Here is a 21,850-nt window from a genome sequence, read left to right as displayed (position 1 = left end):
GGGTTCCTGACCCCGGTACCTGATACGGCCGGGGCAGACACACAGGAGAAGAACAATGCCGAAGCCCACCAAGGGTGCCCGTCTGGGCGGCAGCGCCGCGCACGAGAAGCTGCTCCTCGCGAACCTCGCGAAGGCGCTCTTCGAGCACGGTCGTATCACCACCACCGAGGCGAAGGCCCGCCGTCTTCGTCCGTACGCCGAGCGTCTGGTCACCAAGGCGAAGAAGGGCGACCTTCACAACCGCCGCCAGGTGCTCCAGGTCATCACGGACAAGAGCGTCGTCCACACGCTCTTCACCGAGATCGGCCCGCGCTACGAGAACCGTCCGGGTGGCTACACCCGTATCACCAAGATCGGTAACCGCCGTGGCGACAACGCGCCCATGGCTGTCATCGAGCTGGTCGAGGCGCTGACGGTCGCGCAGCAGGCGACGGGTGAGGCGGAGGCCGCGACGAAGCGTGCCGCCAAGGACGCCGAGGCCGCTCCGGTCGCCGAGGTCGAGGACGCCAAGGTCGATGTGACCAAGGCCGACGAGGCCGAGGACGCCACCGAGCCCGCCGCGGACGCGGCTGAGGGTGACGCCAAGGACGCGTAAGCGTTCCGCGATCGCGGGTCCGTTCCTTTTGGGGAGCGGGCCCGCTTTTGTGTTGCTGAGAGGATCTGTACGTGAGTGATGAAGCGGCACCCGGGTATGTGCGCGTCCGTCTCGACCTGTCCTACGACGGCACCGACTTCCATGGCTGGGCCAAGCAGGCCGGTGGGAAGCGGACCGTGCAGGGGGAGATCGAGGATGCTCTGCGGACCGTCACGCGGTCGGGGGGCACGACGTACGAGCTGACGGTCGCCGGGCGGACCGATGCCGGGGTGCATGCGCGGGGGCAGGTCGCCCATGTCGATCTGCCGCAGGGTGTCTGGCGTGAGCATCACGAGAAGCTGCTGAAGCGGCTCGCCGGGCGGTTGCCGAAGGATGTGCGGGTGTGGGCGCTGCGGGAGGCGCCCAGTGGGTTCAATGCCCGGTTCTCGGCGATCTGGCGGCGGTATGCGTATCGGGTCACCGACAACCCGGGTGGCGTGGACCCTCTCCTCCGCAACCACGTCCTCTGGCACGACTGGCCCCTCGACGTCGACGCCATGAACGAGGCCGCCGAACGGCTGCTCGGGGAGCACGAATTCGCCGCGTACTGCAAGAAGCGCGAGGGGGCGACCACCATTCGTACGCTCCAGGAGCTGAGCCTGGTGCGGGGGGAGGACGGGATCGTCACGGCCACCGTGCGCGCCGACGCCTTCTGCCACAACATGGTCCGCTCGCTCATCGGCGCCCTGCTGTTCGTCGGCGACGGCCACCGCCCGACCGACTGGCCCGGCAAGGTGCTTGCCGCCGGTGTGCGGGATTCCGCCGTGCACGTCGTACGCCCGCACGGGCTGACGCTGGAGGAAGTCGGCTATCCGGCCGACGAGTTGCTGGCCGCGCGGAACAAGGAGGCGCGGAACAGGCGGTCGTTGCCGGCGGGGGGTGGGTGCTGAACCGGCTGCCGGCGTAGGACCGGAAGGTCGGCCTCGAGGACCTGCCGCGCGGAAAGCGAGGCCCCGCCCTGGGCCGCTGGCCGAGGGCGGGGCTGTTCAGCCGGTCGCAGTCGTGCTCACTGCCTGACGGTGAAGTACTGCCAGGCGCCCCAGGTGCTGAGGTTGGTGTTGTCCTTACTGCTGTGGATGTACTCCGCGGCGATGCGGAACCTGCTGTTGACGGACGTGGTGAGAGACATCTGGTGGCGGCCGGCGCTGGTGGAGCTCAGGGTGGAGCAGGGGGTGGTGGTCTGCGTGTGCCAGGCGCCGCTGTAGTACCGCTGTACGCGGAAGACGATGCACTGGCCGGCCTTGTTGGGTGTGACGGTGGCGTCGAGTTGCTCCTTGGCGGTGTGGTGGTACACCCGGTAGAGAGTGCTGCCGTAGTTCGTGCTCGTGTAGTAGCCGGACAGCTTCTCCGAGATCCGCACATAGGAGTGCACGCTTCGGGCGACGGTCTTCGGGGCGTACCGGTAGTCGCCGGCGAAGACCGCGCTGAACGTGGTGTTGCGGGTGAGCTTGTAGGACCCCGTCAGATTGCCGTGGGAGTCCACCGTGCCCGACTTCACCTGGACCGACGTGCCGCCGTACGGCTGGGCGTAGATCGTCACCGTGCGCTTGTTGTAGGTCGTACCGAGGTGAGCGGTGACCTTCGCGGACTGACCGTACGAGTACGTCGAGTGGTCGGTGGCGATGGTCAGGTCCGTCGAGACCCGGGACACCTGGACGGTGGCGCTGCGGTTGCCCGGCTTGTGTGAGGTGTCGCCGCCGTAGGCCACCTTGTAGGTGTTGGCGCCGCCGATCTGCGGGGTGTCCGCGAACGTGAACGAACCGTCCGCGGCGACCTTCGCGTCGGCGAGTGCGACGCCGGACGGGTGTGCGAGGTCGGTCTTCGTCACCGTGACGACCCCACCGGTGGCGAAGGGCGAGCCGGAGAGCGTGCCGGACACGGTCAACTTGTGCGTGCGGGTGGCCGTGGCCGGGGCCGTCAGGGTGACCGTGGTGGCCAGCTTGGACACCTGGACGAGGCTTGTCGTGCTCGTCGCCTCGTGTGTTGCGTCCCCCTCGTAGCTCGCGGCGTAGGTGTACGTGCCTTCAGCCGGCGGGGTGTCGCTGAAGGTGAAGGAGCCGTCCGCCGCCGTCGTCGCGTTGAGCAGCGCCGTCCCGTTCCGCGTGATGTGCGCGACCTGACCTGCGGGAAGCGCCACGGACGAGGTCAACGTGCCGTCGACGGTCAACTTCCGACCCGGCACACCCGTGCTCGGGGCGGTGAGATGGAGCGAGGTCTCCGCCTTCGGCTCCGTCGCCGGGGGCGCCGCCTCGCTGACGACCGGGCCGCTGACCGTCTGCACGTCGGAGCTGTCGCCGGTGGCACCGGAGAAGGCGAGCAGCGCGGTGGACGTCAGCGTCGGTGTCGCGTCCATCACCTGCGTCCCGTCGATCCAGACGTACACATGGCCGGTGGCCACCTGGATGTCGACCTGGTGCGTGCCCTGGCGCAGGGAGGTGCTGAGGGGGGCCACCGACTGGTAGTCGATCGCCGACGAGCCGGCCGAACTGCGGCCGACGCCCACGAAGTTCTGTGCCTTGAGCGTGTCGTTCCAGCCGGTGCCGAGCGCGATCACCGTGCCCGGCCGCCCCGCGATGCCGAGGCTGTCACCGGTCCCGCCCAGTGCCGAGGCGGAGTTCTGGTCCGGGTCGAGAAGGGTGAGCGTCATGCCCTTCCCGCCGGTGCCGGGGCCGAACTTCGTGGTGAAGGTGGCCCGCAGACCGTCGGTGCGCAGCGGCTCGGTGTACACCGCCGTGCCCGCCTGGTTGCTGGTGGCCGGGGTCAGCTGGACCCCGCCGCCGTCCGCCGGCACCGCCGAGCCGTTGGTCTGCCACTTCCCGTCGGCGGCCGAGGTGGTTGTGGCGGTGCCGGTACCGGTGCCCTTGACCGGCACGTACATGGCGCCCTGGCTGTTGCCGTTCGCGTCGGTCCCGGTGCCGGTGACCTCGTAGAAGGCGCTCAGATCCGCCGCCGAGCGCGGAGTGAACGTCACGCTCTGCACCGCGGTCTGCTCAGGACCGATGATCAGGCCCTCCGACAGCTGCACCGGGCTGTTGAAGTCACCCGTCGGTGCCTTGGCCTTGGTCACCGTCACCGGGATGTTGCCGGTGTTGGTGATGGTGAACGACAGCGACTTGGAGCTGCCGATCGGGACCTGGCCGAAGTCCAGCGAGCTCGTGGAGAACTCCAGGTGTCCCTGCCCCGTGATGGCCGTCGCCGTGACCGGCACGCTCAGCGTGTGCGTGGCGCCGCCGCCGCTGCTGCTGACCACGAGCGCGTCGCTGTCGACCTGGTCGGCGGTCGGCGTGTAGGTGACCGAGAGCACGAACGAGCCACCGGCCGGTACGACCGTCCCCGCGCTCGGCAGCCCCGAGGCGGCGAAGGCGCCGCCGGGCGAGTCGACCGAATCGATGGTCTCGGGTTCGGTACCGGTGTTGGTGATCTGGAGGTTCAGCGTCGAGGTGCTGCCGGTGGGCACTTCCCCGAAGTCCAGGGCGGCGGGTGCCGCCCCGAGGCCGGGCCTGGTGCCGATACCGTGCAGGGCGAAGACGAGTTTCTGGCCGTCCGACAGGTTCGCGGTGAGCGTGCCGTTGATGCCGCCGGTGGTGGTGGGGGCGAAGCTGATCGGTACGTCCAGGGTGGCGTCCGCCGCCAGCGCCGTGGGCTGCTCGGCGGTGGGTACGGCGGACGGGTCGACCGAGAACGCGCCGGAGGCCTTGAGCCCGGTGATGCTGACGTCCTGCGTGGCGGTCAGCTTCATGTCGGCCGAACTGCCGCTGCCCACGCCGACCTGGCCGAAGTCCAGCGAGGCCGCGGTCAGCGCCGTCCTGGCCGGGCTGCCGAAGCCGTAGAGCACACCGTCCCGGGTGCCGACGTACACCTTGCCGCCCTGGGCGGTCGGCGTGCTGAACTTCGTCGCGGTGCCGATCGGCGCGGACCACAGCAGCTGGAGCAGGCCGTTGCCGTCGGGGGTGGGGCTGTAGGCACGCAGGGTGCCGTCGGCCCCGGAGGCGTTGCTCGCGGAGGTCATCCACACCAGGCCACTGGACTCGTCCGTGCCGTCGGACGTGACCAGGGGAGAGCCGCTGGTGTAGCCGAAGGTGTCCTGGCTCTGGCCGGTGAGGGTGAGCGCGGGCGTACCGCCGTTGCGCACGCCGTACTTGAGAGCGCGCAGCGGACCCTGGTTGCCGACGACGTAGACATAGCCGCCGTCGCCACCCCAGAACGCGGGGTGCCCCCACATGCCCTGGTAGGGGCCGGACACGCTCACCGCGTCGTCGCCGCCCTGGGCCCCCTGGCCCATGCCGCCGAGGTTGTCGCGGTCGAGCAGGAACACCCGCCCGTCCTTGCCCTGCTGCACCAGCAGGTGGGGGTGCTCGTTCGTACCGAAGCCGTCCGGCAGCGCCATCGGGGCGCCCGAGGAGATGTCCTGGTCGTTGAGGTCCAGGGTGGCGGCGTCGCTCGGGCTGAAGAAGTCGGCCGTACTGAGGCTGTTGTCCGCGCCGACCTGGAGGCGTACGACGGACTCGGCCAGGGTTCCCTGAACGGTCTTGCCCGGCCCGGGCGCCGGGCTGATGCCGTTCCCGGTGCTGAAGAAGATCCGGCCGGACCCGTCCGAGACCAGTCCGCCGCCCGCCTGCCAGATGCCGGCGCCACCGGTGCCGGCACCGGTCGCCGTGGCCCACATCGAGGTGATGCTGTGCCCGGTGGTGCTCACCCCGACGACATAGCCGCGATACGGCCATGCGTCGCAGTGGGCGCCGAAGCCCGCGTAGACGACGCCGTCCATCAGAAGCAGGCCCGGGCGCTGCTGCTGGTAGTAGGCGTCGAAGGTGACGCTCGGGTCGTTGACGGGGCTTCCGGCGATGGTGACCGGCCACCCGGAGCGCTCGGTTCCGGAGGTCGGGTCCACCGCGTGCATCAGCCAGGTCGGGTGACGGTGTGTGGAGGTGCCGTCGTCGACCTTGGTGGTGAAGTAGAGGGAGTCGGTGGCGGAGTCGTAGACGGGGGTCGCGGTCGCGCCCACGTTGGGCACCAGGTCACCGCAGCCGATCGCCGAGGCCGGCCACGCCGCACCGTAGTTCTTGCTCCACTCGATCGCACCGGTGGCGCGGTCGAGGCCGTACACAGTGTTGCTCTCGGTGACCGCGATCACCTGGTCGCCGAGCACCAGGGGCTGGGCGTATATCTGCCCGTCCAGTTTGGTGGCGAAGAGCCGGCCGAAGGCGGACGACTGGACGACTGCCGGGGAGAGCCCGGCCTCGTTCTGGTCCCAGTTGGTGCGCAAGTTGTCGATGCCCTGGGTGGTCTGGTCGGCCTGGGCCGAGGACACCAGCAGGCTGATCGTCGTGCCGATCAGCGCCGCAGTGGCCACGGCCACTGTGGCGAGCAGCCATCTGCGCCGCCGGTTGCGATGGCGGCCACCGCGTGCGGGCATGGAAAACCCGGGCAAATCGGGACCTCCCCCTAGTGTTCGCGCCCGGAATGATCACAGGCGCGGCGCAAACGTGAAGACTGAGTGGTTGTTCTTACCATCAGTTGACCTTTTTGCGCACTACGGGGGCGGGCTCCGCTGCTGTGCGGCCCCACTGTTACCCCTGTGACCCGTGATGAAACCCTCACTTAACAAGGTTTGTTGAGTCACAAAGGGAAAACCCGGTTATGCTTTCGCGGTCCGGCTGAAAGTTCGAATTTGGGGCAGCTGGGCTCAGGGTGGGTTCACAGGGCCGTTCGAGGTCCTGGGGGGGTTCATGAGTAGTTCAGTGAGTGCTGAGGCGCGCCCTGAGCGCCCTCGGAGGCGCAGACGCGAGCCGGAGAACCATGGGCTCTTGCCACAGCCGCCGGACAACGCCGAGAAGTACTCGTACACGCGCCGTCACCTGTGGGTCCTGACGCTGGGCTCGCTGATCAGCTTCGCCTGTCTCGCGGTGAGTCAGTTCCTGTTCACGGCGTCCAGCCCGTGGTTCTGGCTGACGATGCCACTGCTCGCCTTCGTGGTCGCGGACTACCTGATCTCGCTGTACCTGGACGGGCTCAGCAAGGACTTCGACATCAAGGCGCACAAGCAGCTGGTGCGGGACTGGCGGCCCGCCGTCCACCCGAGCGTGGACGTCTTCCTGCCGGTGTGCGGTGAGCCGCTGGAGGTGCTGCACAACACCTGGGTCAACGTGAACCGGCTCGCGGGCACCTACCAGGGCGTCGTCAAGGTGTACGTGCTGGACGACGCCGACGACCCGGAGGTCGGCGCCATGGCGCGGGACTTCGGCTTCTTCTACGTGGTGCGGCCGAACCGCGGCTGGTTCAAGAAGGCCGGCAACCTCCACCACGCCTTCGGGATCACCGACGGTGACCACATCCTCATCCTCGACGCCGACTTCGCGCCGCGCGCCGACCTGCTCGACGAGCTGCTGCCGCACATGGACGCCGACGAGCGGATCGGGATCGTGCAGTCGCCGCAGTTCTTCCGGATCACCGACCGGCAGAACTGGATCGAGCGCGGCGCGGGAGCGGTGCAGGAGCAGTTCTACCGGTCCGTGCAGACCTCCCGCGAGGACAAGGACGGATCGATCTGTGTCGGCTCGTGCGCGGTGTACCGGCGCGCGGCCCTCGCCCAGATCGGCGGCATCACGCTGATCGAGCACTCCGAGGACATGTACACCGGGTTCGACCTGCGGGCGCTGGGCTGGAAGCTGCGCTACGTGCCCGTCGCGCTGTCGGCCGGTGTGTGCCCGGACACCGCCGGTGCCTTCCACAACCAGCAGTACCGCTGGTGCATGGGCTCGCTGGAACTGCTCACCGGCAAGCGGTTCTGGGAGCTGGACCTGAAGTTCCATACCCGCCTGTGCTACATCTCGGGTTTCCTCTACTACCTGCAGACCGCCCTGGCGACCTTCCTCACGCCGATCATCCCGCTGTCGCTGATGATCCTGCGCCCCGATCTGCTGCGCGCCGAGGCGGCGATGTGGGTGCTGCCCAGCGTGGCGTACGTGACGCTGGTGCTGCCCTTCTGGCACCGCGCGCCGTACCGGCTGGAGGCCTGGGCGGTGCGGGTGATGTACGGCTGGTCGCACGTCTTCGCCGTGTGGGACGTGTTGCGCGGCCGTCCGATGGGCTGGAAGCCGACCGGATCGCAGGGCGCCAAGAAGAACGGCATGCGCCGCTGGTGGATCGGCATGGTCGGGTGGACCGGCGGCACCGCGGTGCTGTGGGTGGTCGTCGCCGCCTGGCGGATGCTCACCGAGTATCCGCCGGACTTCGCCCTGATGCTGTCCGCAGGCCTCTTCTACGCGATCGTCGTCGGTCGCGCCCTCGTCCAGCCGCGCGCACGCGCCGTGCAGGAAGCGACCGCATGACTGTCCCCCTACGAACCGCACGAGCGCTTCGGCTCGTGCGGATGCTCGCCGCCGCGTTGCTCGCAAGCGCTCTCCTGGCGGGCTGTACCACCTTCTCCGGCAAGGGGCGTGACGAGTACGACCGGGCCCAGGGCGAGCAGCCGGGTGCCGAGAGCCCCGGCGAGGCCTCCGAGTCCGCGAAGCCCGAACCGCCGTACGACGTACGGCCGCTGTTGCAGCCCGCCAAGAAGTACCTGGGTGTGGCCGCCGACGGTGCCCCCGCCAAGATGACCTCCGTCGAGGACTTCGCGAAGCGGGGCGGCAAGAAGCCCAACCTGATCGAGTTCTACTCGGCCTGGGGCGACCAGTACGAGACGCGGCTGGTGCAGAAATCCTGGGACTACGGTGCCCTGGCCTTCATCGCCTGGGAGCCCTTCGACGCCTCCCTCAAGGACATCGCCTCCGGCAAGCAGGACGAGTACATCCGCTCCTACGCCAAGTCCGTCAAGACGCTGAACCTGCCGGTGGCGATCAGCTTCGCGCACGAGATGAACGGCTCCTGGTACCCCTGGGGCACCAAGAAGGCCGCGGCGGCGCAGTTCACCGCCGCCTACCAGCACATCCACGACCTCTTCGACGACGAGGGCGCCACCCAGGTCATCTGGGTGTGGAGCCCGAACGTCGTCAACCCGATGCCCAAGGTGAAGCTCAAGCCGTACTGGCCGGGCGACGACTACGTGGACTGGGTCGGCGTCATCGGCTACTACGCGGCCACCGGGCCGTCGACGTACAAGACGCTCTACGGGCCGACGATGAGCCAGATCCGGTCCTTCACGAAGAAACCGTTCATCATCGCGGAGACGGCGGCGCAGGCCGGTGAGCGCAAGCCCGCCGACATCAAGGACCTCTTCGAGGGGACCGCGAAGCGCGACGATGTCGTCGGGCTGGTCTGGTTCAACTTCGACAAGGAGACCGACTGGCGCGTCAACAGCGGGCCGCTGTCCCAGAAGGCCTTCCGGGAGCAGGCCACGGACCCGAGCTTCGGATTCGATGTGACCAAGCCATGACCGACCGGCACACGCCCGTCTGGGCGGACGACCCCGGTCTGCGCAGCGACGCGCACGACCCGTCGTACGGACAGGGTCAGCAGGGGCAGTGGCCCGGCGTACAGTCCCAGGACCCGTCGTGGTCGTACGAGCAGCAGTACGCCTACCAGGCGTATCCCGAGGCACAGCAGGGCGGCGTGACCGACACCGGCAGCTGGCGCTTCGACGGCCGTACCTCCTCGTACACCGACCAGCGGACCTACGACACCTTCGCGCCCTACGACCCGTACGCCACGTACACCGCGACCGAGCCGGCGCCGACCCCGGTGCCGGTGGCGCCCGAGCCCGAGCCGGAGAAGCCCGGCTACGTCCTGCCGCCCATCCAGGAGTCCTCCTGGGCCGTGGACACCGGGCGCAGTCGGCTGCTCGGGCGGCTGGTGCTGCTGTGCGTCCTGCTCATCCAGGTCGGGCTGTCGCTGCGCTTGCGCGGCACCGCGTTCGAGGACGAGGCGCTGTACGTCCTCGCGGGCCACTACGAGATCGGCAACATCCTGCACGGCACCCCCGTGCCGGGCGACTTCGAGGGCTACTTCTCCGGCTATCCGAAGCTGTACCCGGTGCTCGCCGCGATGGTCGACAGCGTGGCCGGGCTCGCCGGGGTGCGCATCGTCAGCCTGGTGTTCATGCTCGGCGCGACGAGCCTGCTGTACGCGATGACCCGCCGGATGTTCGACGTCCGGGCGGCGATCGGCGCGGCGGCCCTCTTCTCGGTCGTCCAGTCCACCGTGTTCCTCGGCAACTTCGCCACCTTCGACGCGGCGGCGATCTTCTTCCTGGCGCTGTCCGCGTGGATCGTGGTGCGCACCGGCCGTGCGCCGATCGCGGCGGTCGTGCTCGCGGCGCCTCCGGCGGTCCTCGCCTTCGCCACCAAGTACGCGGCGGGCCTGTACCTGCCCACCCTGGTGGTCCTGGCGGTGCTGACCGCCTACCGCCACCGCGGGCTGCGCGCGCTGGCGCGAGGAGTACTGCTCGGCGGGGCGATGGGCGCCCTGATGGGGGCCGGGTATCTCTTCGCCGGATCGCTCGGCGGCATCAGCCAGACCACCACCAACCGTGCCAAGGGGGCCGACACCGCGGCGCTGCTCCTGCAGCACAGCGCCGAGTGGGGCGGGCTGATGTTCCTCACGGCGGTGGGCGGCTCCCTCGCCTACGCGATCCGTCCGCACATGGGTGAGATGCCCTGGCTCGAACAGGTGGGCCCCGGCCGGTTCCGCCGTATCGCACTCGGTGTCCTGCTCTCCGGTACCGCGCTGCTCGCCCCGGCCTACCAGGTCCACCTGCAGACCGAGGTCTCGCTCTTCAAGCACGTGGGCTTCGGCCTGCTCTTCGCCGGACCGATGGCGGGCCTGGGCATATCACGCCTCGTCGGCCCGCACTTCCGGCACCCGCAGCTCGGGATCATGCTGTACGTCCTGACGCTGGTGTTCGGCATGGTGCAGGCGCAGCAGAACTACAGCTTCCCGGACTCCCGAGGGATGACGGCCGTCCTGCGCCCCATGGTCGACCGCAAGGGCACCTACCTGGCCGAGGAGCACGAGGTCCCCGCCTACTACCTGCGGGACATCACCGGCTACGCGCAGTGGCAGAGCACGTTCGGCATGGACTACACGGACAAGAAGGGTAAAAGGCACTCGGGCCCCGAGGCCTACGGTGCCGCCGTCAAAGACGCGAAGTTCGACGTCATCGTGTTGCGCGGGACGGTCACGCCCGACGTCGACACGGCTGTGACGGACGCGCTGCGCGGCAACCCTCACTACCGCCTGGCCGCCGTCACGCGATTCACCACCAGCAAGGGCGACGGCGCGTACCGGATTTGGGTGAAGAGATGAGTTTCGACGCCTTCGCCCGGTACGGCGGCGGGTATGCCGAGGGTTCCGGGGGCCACGATCCGCATCCGAGCCAGGACGCCTATGCCGGGCAGTGGGCGCATGGCGGTCAGGACGTCTACGCCGCTCCTGGGCAGGGCGTCAACGCGGCTCCCGGGACCTACGCGGAATCCGGGCCGTTCGGCGAGCCGACAATGTACGCGGACGCCGACCGGTATACCGGCGCCGGGACGGCCGTCACTGAGCCCGAGGCTCCGGAGGCCGGTAAGCAGGCCGCCGCGGTCGAGCCCGGCGAGGAGGCGCCCGAGGACGCGAAGGGCGGGCGGCTCGCGGCTGTCGTGACGTTCCTGCTGCCCACCGCGCTGGCCTTCGCCCTGATCCTGCGCCACTTCGGCGACCGCGAGCTGTGGCGGGACGAACACGCCACCTGGTGGGCGGCCAGCCTGTCGTTCCACGACCTGAGCATGCTGATCCGCACCGTCGACGTGGTGTTCACGCCGTACTACGTGTTCATGCACGGCTGGATCGCGGTGGCCGGTGACTCCCCGACCGCGATGCGGGTCCCGGGCTCGGTGGCCATGGCGGCGTCGGCCGGCCTGCTCGCCCTGCTCGGCAGGCGGCTGTTCACGACGCAGGTGGGTGTTCTCGCGGGGCTGGCCCTGGCCGTCCTGCCGCTGACCACACGGTACGGGCAGGAAATCCGGCCGTACCCCTTCGCGGTCGCCGCGGTGCTCCTGTCGACGCTGCTGCTCGCGCGGGCGCTGGACCGGCCGTCGTTCAAGGTGTGGGTCGCCTACACGCTGTCGGTGCCGCTGATCGGCTGGAGTCATCTGGCCTCGCTCGCGGTGCTCGGCGCCCACCTGGTGTTGGTCGTGCAGAAGCGGCGCGCGGGCGACAAGATCGTCGCCTGGGCCTACTCCGCGGCACTGATCCTCGGCATGTGCTTCGTCATGCCGATGGCTGTGTCCGGCTCGGGGCAGAGCGCTCAGATCGCGTGGAACACCCCGGGGTTCCAGGACCTGGTGGACTTCCCCAAGAACCTCTTCGGTTCCTGGGCGGTGGCCGTGCCCGTGATGGCGCTCGGCCTGGTCGGTCTGTGTTTCGCGGGCCGGATGGCGCTGCCGCTGGCCGCGTGGATCGTGCTGCCGCCGGTGGCCACGTATCTGACCGCGGCCCAGCTGCACCTCTTCCTGCCGCGCTATCTGCTGTTCACCGCGCCCGCGTGGGTGCTGCTCACGGCCGTCGCGGTGGGACGCCTGGCCGGTCCGGTGGCAGGGGCCAAGGCCGGCTCGGGCGGCGCGGCGCGGCGCGGCTTCGGCTGGGTGCTGGCGGCCGCCGCGGTCGCGGGACTCGCCTTCCAGTCGCTGCCGGGTATCCGCGAGGCCCGGCACAACGCGCTGGGCGAGCCGGACTTCCGCGGTGCCGCGCAGATCATCGAGGCCCAGCAGCGCAAGGGTGACGGCATCGTCTTCAGCGGAGTGATGCAGGAACGCCGGGCCATGGCCTACGAACTGCGCGACGACGCCGCCGGTCCACGGGACGTGCTGATGTACCGCACTCCGCGGGAGCGGGGCTCGTTCGACGCGTCCGAGTGTCCGCAGCCGGCGAGCTGCCTGGCGAAGAGCGGGCGGCTCTGGCTGGTGTCGACGACGCTCGACGGACAGCCGTTCAGCGGGATGCCGAAGGCCACGGCGACCGTGATCCAGAAGGACTTCCGTGTCGTGAAGACCCGGAAGCTCGACTACCTCCAGCTGGTGCTCCTCGAAAGGGCACGAGCGGCGACGCAGGGGACGTCCCACGACGACGCCGCCCATCGCAAGGTGCACCTCTGAGCTGGATTCTCCGGACCGCCGGAAGAACCTCTTCCAGCGGGCGCAGTCACATTTGGGGAGGGAAAGAAATGACGTATGACCTGGGGGGTGCTCGCGTCACCGTGGTGATGCCCACCTACAACGAGGCGGCGAACCTGCCGCGGATGGCCGAGGCCGTGCTGTCGCTGGGGCTGCCCGGCCTCCACCTGAAGATCGTCGACGACTCCAGCCCGGACGGCACCGGGCGGATCGCCGAGGAGCTGGCGGAGAAGTACAACGCCGACGGCGTGCGCCGGATGAGCGTGCTGCACCGCACCGAGAAGGACGGGCTCGGCCGCGCGTACATCGCGGGCATGAGCGCCGCGCTCGCCGAGGGCGCCGAGTACGTCGTCCAGATGGACGCCGACGGCAGCCACCCGGTGGAAGCGGTCCCACGCATGCTCGGTACCGCGGTGGCGTCCGGCGTGGGCCTGGTCGTCGGCAGCCGGTACGTCGAGGGCGGCTCGCTGGACGAGGAGTGGGGCAGGCACCGCGTCCTGCTGTCCCGCTTCGCCAACCGGTACGCCCGGACCGTGCTCGGCACCAAGATCCGCGACATCACCGCGGGCTTCAACCTGTGGTCGGCCGCCACCCTGCGCGACATCGACCTCACGACCCTCGACAGTGCCGGCTACAGCTTCCAGGTCGAGCTGAAGTTCAAGGCCGTCCGGGCCGGGCACAGCGCCGTCGAGATCCCGATCCGCTTCGAGGAGCGCACCGAGGGTGTCTCCAAGATGAACCTCGCCACGCAGATCGAGTCGGCGGTGATGCCGGTGCGGCTGCGGCTGCGCAACCGGCGGGGTTGATCCGGAGCATGGGCGGACGGCACGCGCTTCCCCCGAGGTCGGGGAAGCTCTCCCGCGAGATCGCGAAGTTCGGCCTGGTGGGGGCCTCGGGATTCATCGTCAATCTCGGGGTCTTCAACCTCGTCAGAGCCACGACCGGGTGGCAGCCCGTCCGGGCGAGCGTCCTGGCGACGGCTGTGGCGATCATGACCAACTACCTCGGCCTGCGGTACTTCACCTACCGGGACCACGCCCAGGACGACCGGGCCGGCCGGAGGAAGGAGCTGGGGCTCTTCCTCTTCTTCAGCGCGGTCGGCCTGGTCATCGAGAACGCGGTCCTCTACCTGACCACCTACGGACTCGGCTGGGACGGGACGCTCGCCAACAACGTCAGCAAGTTCCTCGGCATCGGCATCGCGACCCTCTTCCGCTTCTGGTCCTACCGGACGTGGGTCTTCCGCACGACGGCCGAGCCCGCTACTCGCCCGCCGCAGCCGACGCCTGTGCCTCTCCGCGTCGGCGGATCTGGCGGAAGGTGAACAGCTGCAGGTCGTCGCCGGCCGAGAACACCTTCGTGTCCTTGGTCGTGACGTCCTTGCCGTTCAGGAAGCCGCCGGTGGTGAAGTAGGCGTAGCGGCCGTAGGCGTTGGACGTCGTACGGCAGGTCGCCGCGTCGCAGAAGGCCTTCACACCGCCGCCCGCCAGCGGCTTGACGAAGCCCTTCTTGTCCGCCGTGGCCTTGACCCTGGTGGCCTGTGCCTCGGTGTCGAAGACGGCCACGCCCACCGTCACCGCGACGCCGTCCTTCTGGTACGTCACGCGCAGCAGACGGGTGCAGCCGTTCTTGGTGAGAAGGTTCACGAAAGAGCCCTGGACCGCCGAGGCGCAGCTCTTCGTGTCGGCCGTGGCGCCCTTCTTGTAGAGGGTCGAGCCCATGGTCAGCTGCGTGCCCGGGAAGAGGGTGGTCGCGCTGAGCGGGGCCGTGTCCTTGGCCTTGCTGTCGATGAAGTCCTTCGGGTCCAGCGGAGGCGGGGCGCTGGTCGGCGCGAAGGACGGGGCCGTCGCGGTGCTGCCCGGGATGGAGGCGCTCGCGGGCAGGTTGGACGGGTTGCCCGAGGCCTCGTTCTTGCCGTTCGCGGACACCACGGCCGCGGCGACGGCGCCGGCTATCGCGAGGGTGGCGACCACGCCGCCGCCGATGAACAGCAGCCGGCGCCTCTTGTTGCGCGTCTCCGACGCCTCGGCCAGCGCCGCCCAGTCGGGGGTCCGGCCGTCTCCGCCGCCGCTGTTCCACGGCTGCTGGGATTGCGGTTTCCAGGGATCCCACTGGGACTGGGGTCCCCCCTGCTGCCCAAAGCTCATGGGGCGCATCTTAGACGGGGGGCGGGTGGTGCCGGTGAGGGTCCGGCGGGGCCCGCGGGGACCTTTCCGGCAGGGCCGTACATCTCGGCCGCGTATTGTTGTCGTGACGTTGTGCGGGATGGTGTGCGGGCCTCGTTTTGACCCGTCCGGGGGCACACCGGTATCCTGCTTCTTCGTTGTGTATTGGCTTGGCTCTTCTCACGGAGTGGGCCCTTACACCGGTCCACCGGGCCGATGACCAGCAACCCCACGTACGCGGTATGCGTCGCCGCAGTGGTCCAGGCTGTCGTGATCGTTTCGGTGACCTGTTCAGGACCATTCACTCGAAGCGAAGGCTACGAACCGTGCGTACGTACAGCCCCAAGCCCGGCGATGTGACGCGCCAGTGGCACGTCATCGACGCTCAGGACGTTGTCCTGGGCCGTCTCGCCACGACCGCCGCGTCCCTTCTGCGGGGCAAGCACAAGCCGATCTACGCCCCCCACGTCGACACCGGTGACTTCGTCATCATCATCAACGCCGACAAGGTGCACCTGTCCGGCAACAAGCGGACTCAGAAGATGGCGTACCGCCACTCCGGCTACCCGGGTGGTCTGCGCTCCGTCCGTTACGACGAGCTGCTCGACAAGAACCCCGAGAAGGCCGTCGAGAAGGCCGTCAAGGGCATGCTCCCCAAGAACACCCTGGGCCGTCAGATGCTCACCAAGCTGAAGGTCTACTCGGGCGACCAGCACCCGCACGCTGCCCAGCAGCCGGTGCCGTTCGAGATCACCCAGGTCGCGCAGTAAGTCCGGCCACCCCCTAAGACTGAAGAGAATCTGAGGAGCATCGTGGCCGAGACCACTGCCGAGCAGCCGCTCGAAGAGCTTGACATCGACAGCTACACCACGGAGTCGGACGTCCCCGTCGAGGGCGAGTACACCTCCGAGTCCCTCGCGTCCCGCTTCGGCGACCCGCAGCCGGCCGCCGGCCTGGGCCGCCGCAAGAACGCCATCGCCCGCGTCCGGATCGTCCCGGGCACCGGCAAGTGGAAGATCAACGGTCGCACCCTCGAGGACTACTTCCCGAACAAGGTGCACCAGCAGGAAGTCAACGAGCCCTTCAAGGTGCTCGAGCTCGAGGGCCGCTACGACGTCATCGCCCGCATCGCGGGTGGCGGTGTCTCCGGTCAGGCCGGTGCCCTGCGCCTCGGCGTGGCCCGCGCGCTGAACGAGGCCGACGTCGACAACAACCGCGGCCCGCTCAAGAAGGCCGGCTTCCTCCGCCGCGACGACCGTGCGGTCGAGCGCAAGAAGGCCGGTCTCAAGAAGGCCCGCAAGGCCCCGCAGTACAGCAAGCGCTAATCACCAGCTGCCTGCACGTACTCCGAACGCCCCGGCGGCACGCCACAGTGCCGGCCGGGGCGTTCGTTTATCACCGCGGTGGGCGTATAACGGCACAAGACGCTCAAAGGCTTGTGTGATCGGATACCGGGAAGCCGGAATGCCGACATGCCGGTACGCCCGCAACAGCTGACGCTTCCTCAGGAGGACAAGTGGGACGACTCTTCGGCACGGACGGCGTGCGGGGCGTCGCCAACGCGGATCTGACGGCCGAGATGGCGCTCGGTCTGTCGGTCGCGGCGGCGCACGTGCTGGCCGAGGCGGGAACGTTCGAGGGGCACCGGCCGACGGCGGTGGTCGGACGGGACCCGCGTGCGTCCGGGGAGTTCCTGGAGGCGGCCGTGGTGGCGGGCCTGGCGAGCGCCGGCGTGGACGTCCTGCTGGTCGGTGTGCTGCCCACCCCGGCGGTGGCGTACCTCACCGGCGTGCTCGGCGCCGACCTCGGCGTGATGCTCTCCGCCAGCCACAACGCCATGCCCGACAACGGCGTCAAGTTCCTCGCGCGCGGCGGCCACAAGCTCGACGACGAGCTGGAGGAGAGGATCGAGGCGGTCTACGAGGCGCACCGGCACGGTGAGCCCTGGGAGCGGCCCACCGGTGAGGGCGTCGGGCGGGTACGGACGTACGGCGAAGGGTTCGACCAGTACGTGGCGCATCTGATCGCCGTGCTGCCGAACCGTCTCGACGGGCTGAAGATCGTCCTCGACGAGGCGCACGGCGCCGCGGCGCGGGTGTCGCCCGAGGCGTTCTCGCGGGCCGGCGCCGAGGTGATCACGATCGGTGCCGATCCGGACGGGCTCAACATCAACGACGGCTGCGGCTCCACCCACCTCGGTCTCCTCAAGGCCGCCGTCATCGAGCACGGCGCCGACTTCGGCATCGCGCACGACGGTGACGCCGACCGCTGCCTGGCCGTGGACCACACCGGGGAAGAGGTCGACGGCGACCAGATCATGGCCGTGCTCGCGCTGTCGATGCGGGAGCGCTCCGCGCTGCGGGCCGACACCGTCGTCGCGACCGTCATGTCCAACCTGGGCTTCAAGCTGGCGATGGAGCGCGAGGGGATCCGGCTCGTGCAGACCGCGGTCGGGGACCGGTATGTGCTGGAGGAGATGAAGGAGCACGGGTTCGCGCTGGGCGGCGAGCAGTCCGGGCACGTGATCATTCTCGACCACGCGACGACCGGGGACGGGACGCTGACGGGGTTGATGCTGGCGGCTCGGGTCGCCGAGACCGGTCGTTCACTGCGTGAACTGGCGTCGGTGATGGAGCGGTTGCCGCAGGTGCTGATCAATGTGCCGGACGTGGATCGGACTCGGGTGGGGACGTCTACGGAGCTGGCGTCCGCTGTCGCCGAGGCGGAGCGTGAACTCGGGTCGACCGGGCGGGTGTTGTTGCGGCCGTCCGGTACCGAGCCGTTGGTGCGGGTGATGGTGGAGGCCGCGGACATCGATCAGGCTCGGTCGGTGGCCGGGCGGTTGGCGGATGTGGTGAAGTCCGCGTTGGGCTAGGCATTGCCGGCTCCCGGGTGGGGGATCGTGCGTTGCGGGCCGCGGGTGGTCCGTGGCTGGTCGCGCCCGCGCGGCGGTAGCCGCACCTTCGACATGGCCCCGCGTTCCTGAGGGCGTTGGGCCACCGTCCGCCTAAAAGGTGCCCGCCCTTGTGCGTGCTCTCCGAGTCGGCCAGAGCCGCTTCTGGGTGACGAGGGTGAGGGTGCCGGCGATGACGATGCCGAGCAGGTTCAGCAGGAGTTGCTCGGTGGAGCCCCAGGCCTGGCGGTACTCGGCGTAGGCGAAGGCGACGGCCGCGTTGGCCGCCGCCGGGACCGTCGTCACGGAGATCGCCACCCCGACCAGCGCGCCGGACTTCGCCGAGGTCAGGGAGAGGGTGCCGGCGATCCCCGCGAGCACGGCGACGACGAAGGAGAAGGCGTCGGGGCGGTAGATGAAGTTGGTGTTGGGCCGCGCCGCCTCCAGCTGCACCTTGGTGAACAGGTTCACGCCGTCCATGAAGTACGTGAAGCCGACCGTCACCGCGATCGCCACCGCGAACCCCACCAGCAGGGCGACCAGGGAGCGCAGCGCGAGTCGCGGATGGCGCTGCACCACCGAGGTGCAGATGCCGGCCAACGGCCCGAACTCCGGGCCCACCGCCATCGCGCCCACGATCAGGATCGCGTTGTCCAGGACCACACCGCAGGCCGCGATCATCGTGGCGAGGGTGATGAAGGCGACATAGGTGATGGAGAGCGTCGACTCCTCGTGGGTCGCGTCGGTGAGGTGCTCCCACAGGACCGCGTCCGCGCCCTCGCCGGGGGCCTCCGCCTCGGCCTTGTCGGCGCGCTTGGAGAGGGACAGGTCGATGTTCTCGACGGCGATCGAACCGCTGTGCTCGATGCCCAACTCCTGCAGCCCGGTGAGGAGTTCGTCGCCGGCCTCGCGGGCCACGTCGCACATCACGACGTCCCCCGCGGGGTTGCGGGCGGCGCCCGGCAGGACGACCACGTGGGTGGTGCCGACCGTCTTCTCGATCAGGCGGACCACGCCGTCCGTCTTGTCGGCCGGGGTGATCAGGCGCAGGTGCAGCATGGGGGAAGGTTAGCGGTCACAGTTTCCGCAGCCGCAGGCGCTGGACCTTGTGGTCGGGGCCCTTGCGGACGACCAGGGTGGCGCGGCCCCGGGTGGGGGCGATGTTCTCGATCAGGTTCGGCTTGTTGATGGTGCGCCACTGGGTGCGGGCGTAGTCGAGGGCCTCCTCCTCGGAGACCTGGGTGTACTTGCGGAAGTACGAGTCCGGGTCCTGGAAGGCGGTCTGGCGCAGCTTCTTGAAGCGGTTGAGGTACCAGCGCTCGATGTCGTCGGCGCCCGCGTCGATGTACACGCTGAAGTCGAAGTAGTCGGCGAGACCGACGCGGGTGCGGCCGTCCTGGCCGGGGAGGGCGGGCTGCAGGACGTTCAGGCCCTCGACGATCAGGATGTCCGGGCGGCGCACGACGAGCTTCTCGCCGGGGACGATGTCGTAGATGAGGTGGGAGTAGACGGGGGCGGTGACCTCGTCCTTGCCGGCCTTGATGTCGGCGACGAAACGGGTGAGGGCGCGGCGGTCGTAGGACTCCGGGAAGCCCTTGCGCGACATGAGGCCGCGGGCCCGAAGCTCCTTGGTCGGGAGCAGGAAGCCGTCGGTGGTGACCCGCTCCACGCGCGGGTGCTCGGGCCAGCGGGACAGCATGGCCTGGAGGAGTCGGGCGACGGTGGATTTCCCACAGGCCACCGACCCGGCGACGCCTATCACGAACGGAGTGCCGGACTGGGCGCCCTGCTCGCCCAGGAAGGTGTTCAGCGCCCCTCTGAGGCCGTCGGTGGCGCCTACGTAGAGATTGAGCAGCCGGGAGAGCGGGAGATAGACGTCCCGCACCTCGTCGAGGTCGATGACGTCGCCCAGGCCACGCAGCTTCTCGACCTCCTCGGCGGTGAGGGGGAGCGGCGTCTTGTCACGCAGCGCGCTCCACTCCGTGCGGGTGAGGTCGACGTAGGGAGTCGCCTCCGGCCTGTGCCGGTGGGCGCTCCGGGGCATCGAGGAGGCCGGGGAGATCACAGTCCATTGTTAACGGAGTTCGAACGGGGTGGGGGGTGGGGTCGGTCACGTACGGCCCCAGGGTATGAGCCGCCTCGGAATTTCCGATTTCGGGCACGCTGAGCCGTGTTTCGGCTTCTCTCGGCGCCTAGGCTGCCGCCCATGTGCGGAATCGTGGGATACGTGGGGTCGCAGTCGGCGCTCGATGTCGTGATGGCCGGGCTGAAGCGGCTGGAGTACCGGGGGTACGACTCGGCGGGGGTCGCCGTGCCGGCGGACGGGGGGCTGGCGGCCGCGAAGAAGGCCGGGAAGCTCGTCAATCTGGAGAAGGAGCTCGTCGGTCGGCCGTTGCCGACCGGGAGCACCGGGATCGGGCACACGCGGTGGGCGACGCATGGCGGGCCCACCGATGCGAACGCGCATCCGCACCTCGACAACGCCGGGCGCGTCGCCGTCGTGCACAACGGGATCATCGAGAACTTCGCCGTGCTGCGGGCCGAGTTGGCGGAGCGCGGGCATGAGCTGGCCTCCGACACCGACACCGAGGTCGTCGCGCATCTGCTGGCCGAGGAGTTCTCGGCGACGGATGATCTGGCCGAGGCCATGCGGCTCGTGTGCCGGCGGCTGGAGGGGGCGTTCACGCTGGTCGCGGTGCACGCCGATGAGCCGGATGTGGTCGTGGGGGCGCGGCGGAACTCTCCGCTCGTGGTGGGCGTCGGGGAGGGCGAGGCCTTCCTGGCGTCCGATGTCGCCGCGTTCATCGCCCATACGCGGTCGGCGATCGAGCTGGGGCAGGACCAGGTGGTGGAGCTGCGGCGCGACGGGGTCGTGGTGACGGGGTTCGACGGTGCGCCGGCGGAGGTCCGGACGTATCACGTGGACTGGGACGCGTCCGCGGCCGAGAAGGGGGGCTATGACTACTTCATGCTCAAGGAGATCGCCGAGCAGCCCAAGGCGGTCGCCGACACCTTGCTGGGGCGTATCGACGCCGGGGGCTCGCTGACGCTGGACGAGGTGCGGATCTCCCCTTCCGAGCTGCGGGAAGTGGACAAGGTCGTCATCGTCGCCTGCGGTACGGCCTTCCACGCCGGGCTGATCGCCAAGTACGCCATCGAGCACTGGACGCGCATCCCGTGCGAGGTGGAGCTGGCCAGCGAGTTCCGGTACCGGGATCCGATCCTGGGCGCGCGGTCGCTCGTCATCGCCGTCTCCCAGTCCGGCGAGACCATGGACACCCTGATGGCGCTGCGGCATGCGCGCGAGCAGGGGTCCAAGGTGCTGGCCATCTGCAATACGAACGGTTCGACGATCCCGAGGGAATCGGACGCGGTGCTCTACACGCATGCGGGACCGGAGGTGGCGGTCGCCTCGACCAAGGCGTTCCTGACGCAGTTGGTCGCCTGCTATCTGGTCGCGCTCTATCTCGGGCAGGTGCGCGGCACCAAGTGGGGCGACGAGATCTCCGCCGTCATCCGGGACCTGTCGCATATCTCCGGTGAGGTCGAGCGGGTGCTGGAGACCATGGAGCCGGTACGGCAGCTCGCGCGGTCGCTCGCCGACAAGGACACCGTGCTGTTCCTGGGACGGCATGTCGGGTATCCCGTAGCGCTGGAGGGGGCTCTGAAGTTGAAGGAGCTCGCTTACATGCACGCCGAGGGCTTCGCGGCGGGGGAGTTGAAGCACGGCCCGATCGCGCTGATCGACCACGACCTGCCGGTGGTGGTGGTCGTGCCGTCACCCCGGGGGCGGTCCGTCCTCCACGACAAGATCGTGTCCAACATCCAGGAGATCCGGGCGAGGGGCGCTCGGACGATCGTCATCGCGGAGGAGGGGGACGAGGCGGTGGTGCCGTACGCCGACCACCTGATCCGGATTCCGGCCACGCCGACCCTGCTGCAACCGCTGGTGGCCACGGTGCCGTTGCAGGTGTTCGCCTGCGAGCTGGCGACGGCTCGGGGCAACGAGGTGGACCAGCCGCGGAACCTGGCGAAGTCGGTGACGGTGGAGTAGACGCCGCTTTCC

At 69.3% G+C, this 21,850-nt stretch carries 16 protein-coding genes; 12 read left to right on the top strand and 4 right to left on the bottom strand.

The genetic code is table 11. The features are described from left to right. Positions 1 to 55 precede the first annotated feature (55 nt). Positions 56 to 595 carry a 50S ribosomal protein L17 gene (rplQ, locus tag ACWC09_RS09310; RefSeq protein ID WP_450849929.1) on the top strand — a complete coding sequence of 180 codons (540 nt, stop codon included), beginning with the start codon at positions 56 to 58 and terminating at the stop codon, positions 593 to 595. A gap of 71 nt (positions 596 to 666) precedes the next feature. Then, positions 667 to 1,524, top strand: coding sequence for a tRNA pseudouridine(38-40) synthase TruA (truA, locus tag ACWC09_RS09305; RefSeq protein ID WP_450849928.1), 858 nt, complete (start codon positions 667 to 669; stop codon positions 1,522 to 1,524). 116 nt (positions 1,525 to 1,640) lie between these two features. Here the strand turns inward: truA and ACWC09_RS09300 are convergent, their stop codons facing one another. Next, complete coding sequence (locus ACWC09_RS09300) at positions 1,641 to 6,050, bottom strand: Ig-like domain-containing protein (protein WP_450849927.1); 4,410 nt, start codon at positions 6,048 to 6,050, stop codon at positions 1,641 to 1,643. A gap of 313 nt (positions 6,051 to 6,363) precedes the next feature. Between ACWC09_RS09300 and ACWC09_RS09295 the strand changes: the two genes are divergently transcribed. The 6 genes from ACWC09_RS09295 (at position 6,364) to ACWC09_RS09270 (ending at position 14,050) form a co-directional block, all read left to right on the top strand. Continuing rightward, positions 6,364 to 7,965, top strand: a complete 1,602-nt coding sequence (locus ACWC09_RS09295; RefSeq protein WP_450849926.1) for a glycosyltransferase family 2 protein — start codon at positions 6,364 to 6,366, stop codon at positions 7,963 to 7,965. After that, complete coding sequence (locus tag ACWC09_RS09290) at positions 7,962 to 9,011, top strand: glycoside hydrolase family 26 protein (protein WP_450849925.1); 1,050 nt, start codon at positions 7,962 to 7,964, stop codon at positions 9,009 to 9,011. The genes ACWC09_RS09295 and ACWC09_RS09290 overlap by 4 nt, the downstream gene beginning before the upstream one ends. Beyond that, complete coding sequence (locus ACWC09_RS09285) at positions 9,008 to 10,879, top strand: ArnT family glycosyltransferase (RefSeq protein ID WP_450849924.1); 1,872 nt, start codon at positions 9,008 to 9,010, stop codon at positions 10,877 to 10,879. The genes ACWC09_RS09290 and ACWC09_RS09285 overlap by 4 nt, the downstream gene beginning before the upstream one ends. Next, entirely contained in the window at positions 10,876 to 12,708 is a 1,833-nt protein-coding gene (locus tag ACWC09_RS09280) for a glycosyltransferase family 39 protein (RefSeq protein ID WP_450849923.1), read from the top strand. The genes ACWC09_RS09285 and ACWC09_RS09280 overlap by 4 nt, the downstream gene beginning before the upstream one ends. Before the next feature lie 68 nt (positions 12,709 to 12,776). After that, the gene (locus ACWC09_RS09275; RefSeq protein ID WP_450849922.1) at positions 12,777 to 13,532 is read left to right on the top strand and encodes a polyprenol monophosphomannose synthase; all 756 of its coding nucleotides are present in this window, start codon (positions 12,777 to 12,779) and stop codon (positions 13,530 to 13,532) included. Between the two features lie 8 nt (positions 13,533 to 13,540). Continuing rightward, positions 13,541 to 14,050 carry a GtrA family protein gene (locus tag ACWC09_RS09270; protein ID WP_450849921.1) on the top strand — a complete coding sequence of 170 codons (510 nt, stop codon included), beginning with the start codon at positions 13,541 to 13,543 and terminating at the stop codon, positions 14,048 to 14,050. Here ACWC09_RS09270 and ACWC09_RS09265 read toward each other — a convergent pair. After that, the gene (locus ACWC09_RS09265; protein ID WP_450849920.1) at positions 13,989 to 14,873 is read right to left on the bottom strand and encodes a hypothetical protein; all 885 of its coding nucleotides are present in this window, start codon (positions 14,871 to 14,873) and stop codon (positions 13,989 to 13,991) included. The genes ACWC09_RS09270 and ACWC09_RS09265 overlap by 62 nt on opposite strands. A gap of 344 nt (positions 14,874 to 15,217) precedes the next feature. Between ACWC09_RS09265 and rplM the strand changes: the two genes are divergently transcribed. The 3 genes from rplM (at position 15,218) to glmM (ending at position 17,766) form a co-directional block, all read left to right on the top strand. Further along, positions 15,218 to 15,661 (top strand): 50S ribosomal protein L13, encoded by a 444-nt coding sequence (gene rplM, locus ACWC09_RS09260; RefSeq protein WP_266683878.1) that lies wholly within the window; start codon positions 15,218 to 15,220, stop codon positions 15,659 to 15,661. 42 nt (positions 15,662 to 15,703) lie between these two features. Then, on the top strand, positions 15,704 to 16,216 hold the full coding sequence (gene rpsI, locus ACWC09_RS09255) for a 30S ribosomal protein S9 (RefSeq protein ID WP_123974782.1): 513 nt from the start codon (positions 15,704 to 15,706) through the stop codon (positions 16,214 to 16,216). A gap of 191 nt (positions 16,217 to 16,407) precedes the next feature. Beyond that, the gene (gene glmM, locus ACWC09_RS09250; protein WP_450849919.1) at positions 16,408 to 17,766 is read left to right on the top strand and encodes a phosphoglucosamine mutase; all 1,359 of its coding nucleotides are present in this window, start codon (positions 16,408 to 16,410) and stop codon (positions 17,764 to 17,766) included. A 132-nt stretch (positions 17,767 to 17,898) separates the two neighbouring features. On the opposite strand, the gene ACWC09_RS09245 is transcribed toward glmM, so the two are convergent. Together ACWC09_RS09245 and coaA are read right to left on the bottom strand one after the other, a co-directional pair. Next, a complete protein-coding gene (locus ACWC09_RS09245; protein ID WP_450849918.1) occupies positions 17,899 to 18,843 on the bottom strand; it encodes a DUF389 domain-containing protein in 945 nt (314 codons plus the stop codon). Positions 18,844 to 18,859: 16 nt separating this feature from the next. Continuing rightward, positions 18,860 to 19,828 carry a type I pantothenate kinase gene (coaA, locus tag ACWC09_RS09240; protein WP_450849959.1) on the bottom strand — a complete coding sequence of 323 codons (969 nt, stop codon included), beginning with the start codon at positions 19,826 to 19,828 and terminating at the stop codon, positions 18,860 to 18,862. Positions 19,829 to 19,990: 162 nt separating this feature from the next. Here coaA and glmS point away from each other — a divergent pair, with 162 nt between their 5' ends. Further along, on the top strand, positions 19,991 to 21,838 hold the full coding sequence (gene glmS, locus ACWC09_RS09235) for a glutamine--fructose-6-phosphate transaminase (isomerizing) (RefSeq protein WP_450849917.1): 1,848 nt from the start codon (positions 19,991 to 19,993) through the stop codon (positions 21,836 to 21,838). Positions 21,839 to 21,850: the final 12 nt, after the last annotated feature.

It is taken from the genome of Streptomyces sp. NPDC001617, from assembly GCF_053596855.1.
The sequence above is the reverse complement of the archived record's forward strand: the minus strand, read 5'-3'. Positions and strand labels throughout refer to the sequence as shown.

Excerpts from the sequence above, each read along its gene's own strand:
- rplQ (WP_450849929.1), top strand. The coding sequence starts at position 56 with ATGCCGAAGCCCACCAAGGGTGCCCGTCTGGGCGGCAGCGCCGCGCAC.
- ACWC09_RS09300 (WP_450849927.1), bottom strand. The coding sequence starts at position 6,050 with ATGCCCGCACGCGGTGGCCGCCATCGCAACCGGCGGCGCAGATGGCTG.
- ACWC09_RS09295 (WP_450849926.1), top strand. The coding sequence starts at position 6,364 with ATGAGTAGTTCAGTGAGTGCTGAGGCGCGCCCTGAGCGCCCTCGGAGG.
- ACWC09_RS09290 (WP_450849925.1), top strand. The coding sequence starts at position 7,962 with ATGACTGTCCCCCTACGAACCGCACGAGCGCTTCGGCTCGTGCGGATG.
- ACWC09_RS09285 (WP_450849924.1), top strand. The coding sequence starts at position 9,008 with ATGACCGACCGGCACACGCCCGTCTGGGCGGACGACCCCGGTCTGCGC.
- ACWC09_RS09280 (WP_450849923.1), top strand. The coding sequence starts at position 10,876 with ATGAGTTTCGACGCCTTCGCCCGGTACGGCGGCGGGTATGCCGAGGGT.
- ACWC09_RS09275 (WP_450849922.1), top strand. The coding sequence starts at position 12,777 with ATGACGTATGACCTGGGGGGTGCTCGCGTCACCGTGGTGATGCCCACC.
- ACWC09_RS09270 (WP_450849921.1), top strand. The coding sequence starts at position 13,541 with ATGGGCGGACGGCACGCGCTTCCCCCGAGGTCGGGGAAGCTCTCCCGC.
- ACWC09_RS09265 (WP_450849920.1), bottom strand. The coding sequence starts at position 14,873 with ATGAGCTTTGGGCAGCAGGGGGGACCCCAGTCCCAGTGGGATCCCTGG.
- ACWC09_RS09245 (WP_450849918.1), bottom strand. The coding sequence starts at position 18,843 with ATGCTGCACCTGCGCCTGATCACCCCGGCCGACAAGACGGACGGCGTG.
- coaA (WP_450849959.1), bottom strand. The coding sequence starts at position 19,828 with ATGCCCCGGAGCGCCCACCGGCACAGGCCGGAGGCGACTCCCTACGTC.
- glmS (WP_450849917.1), top strand. The coding sequence starts at position 19,991 with ATGTGCGGAATCGTGGGATACGTGGGGTCGCAGTCGGCGCTCGATGTC.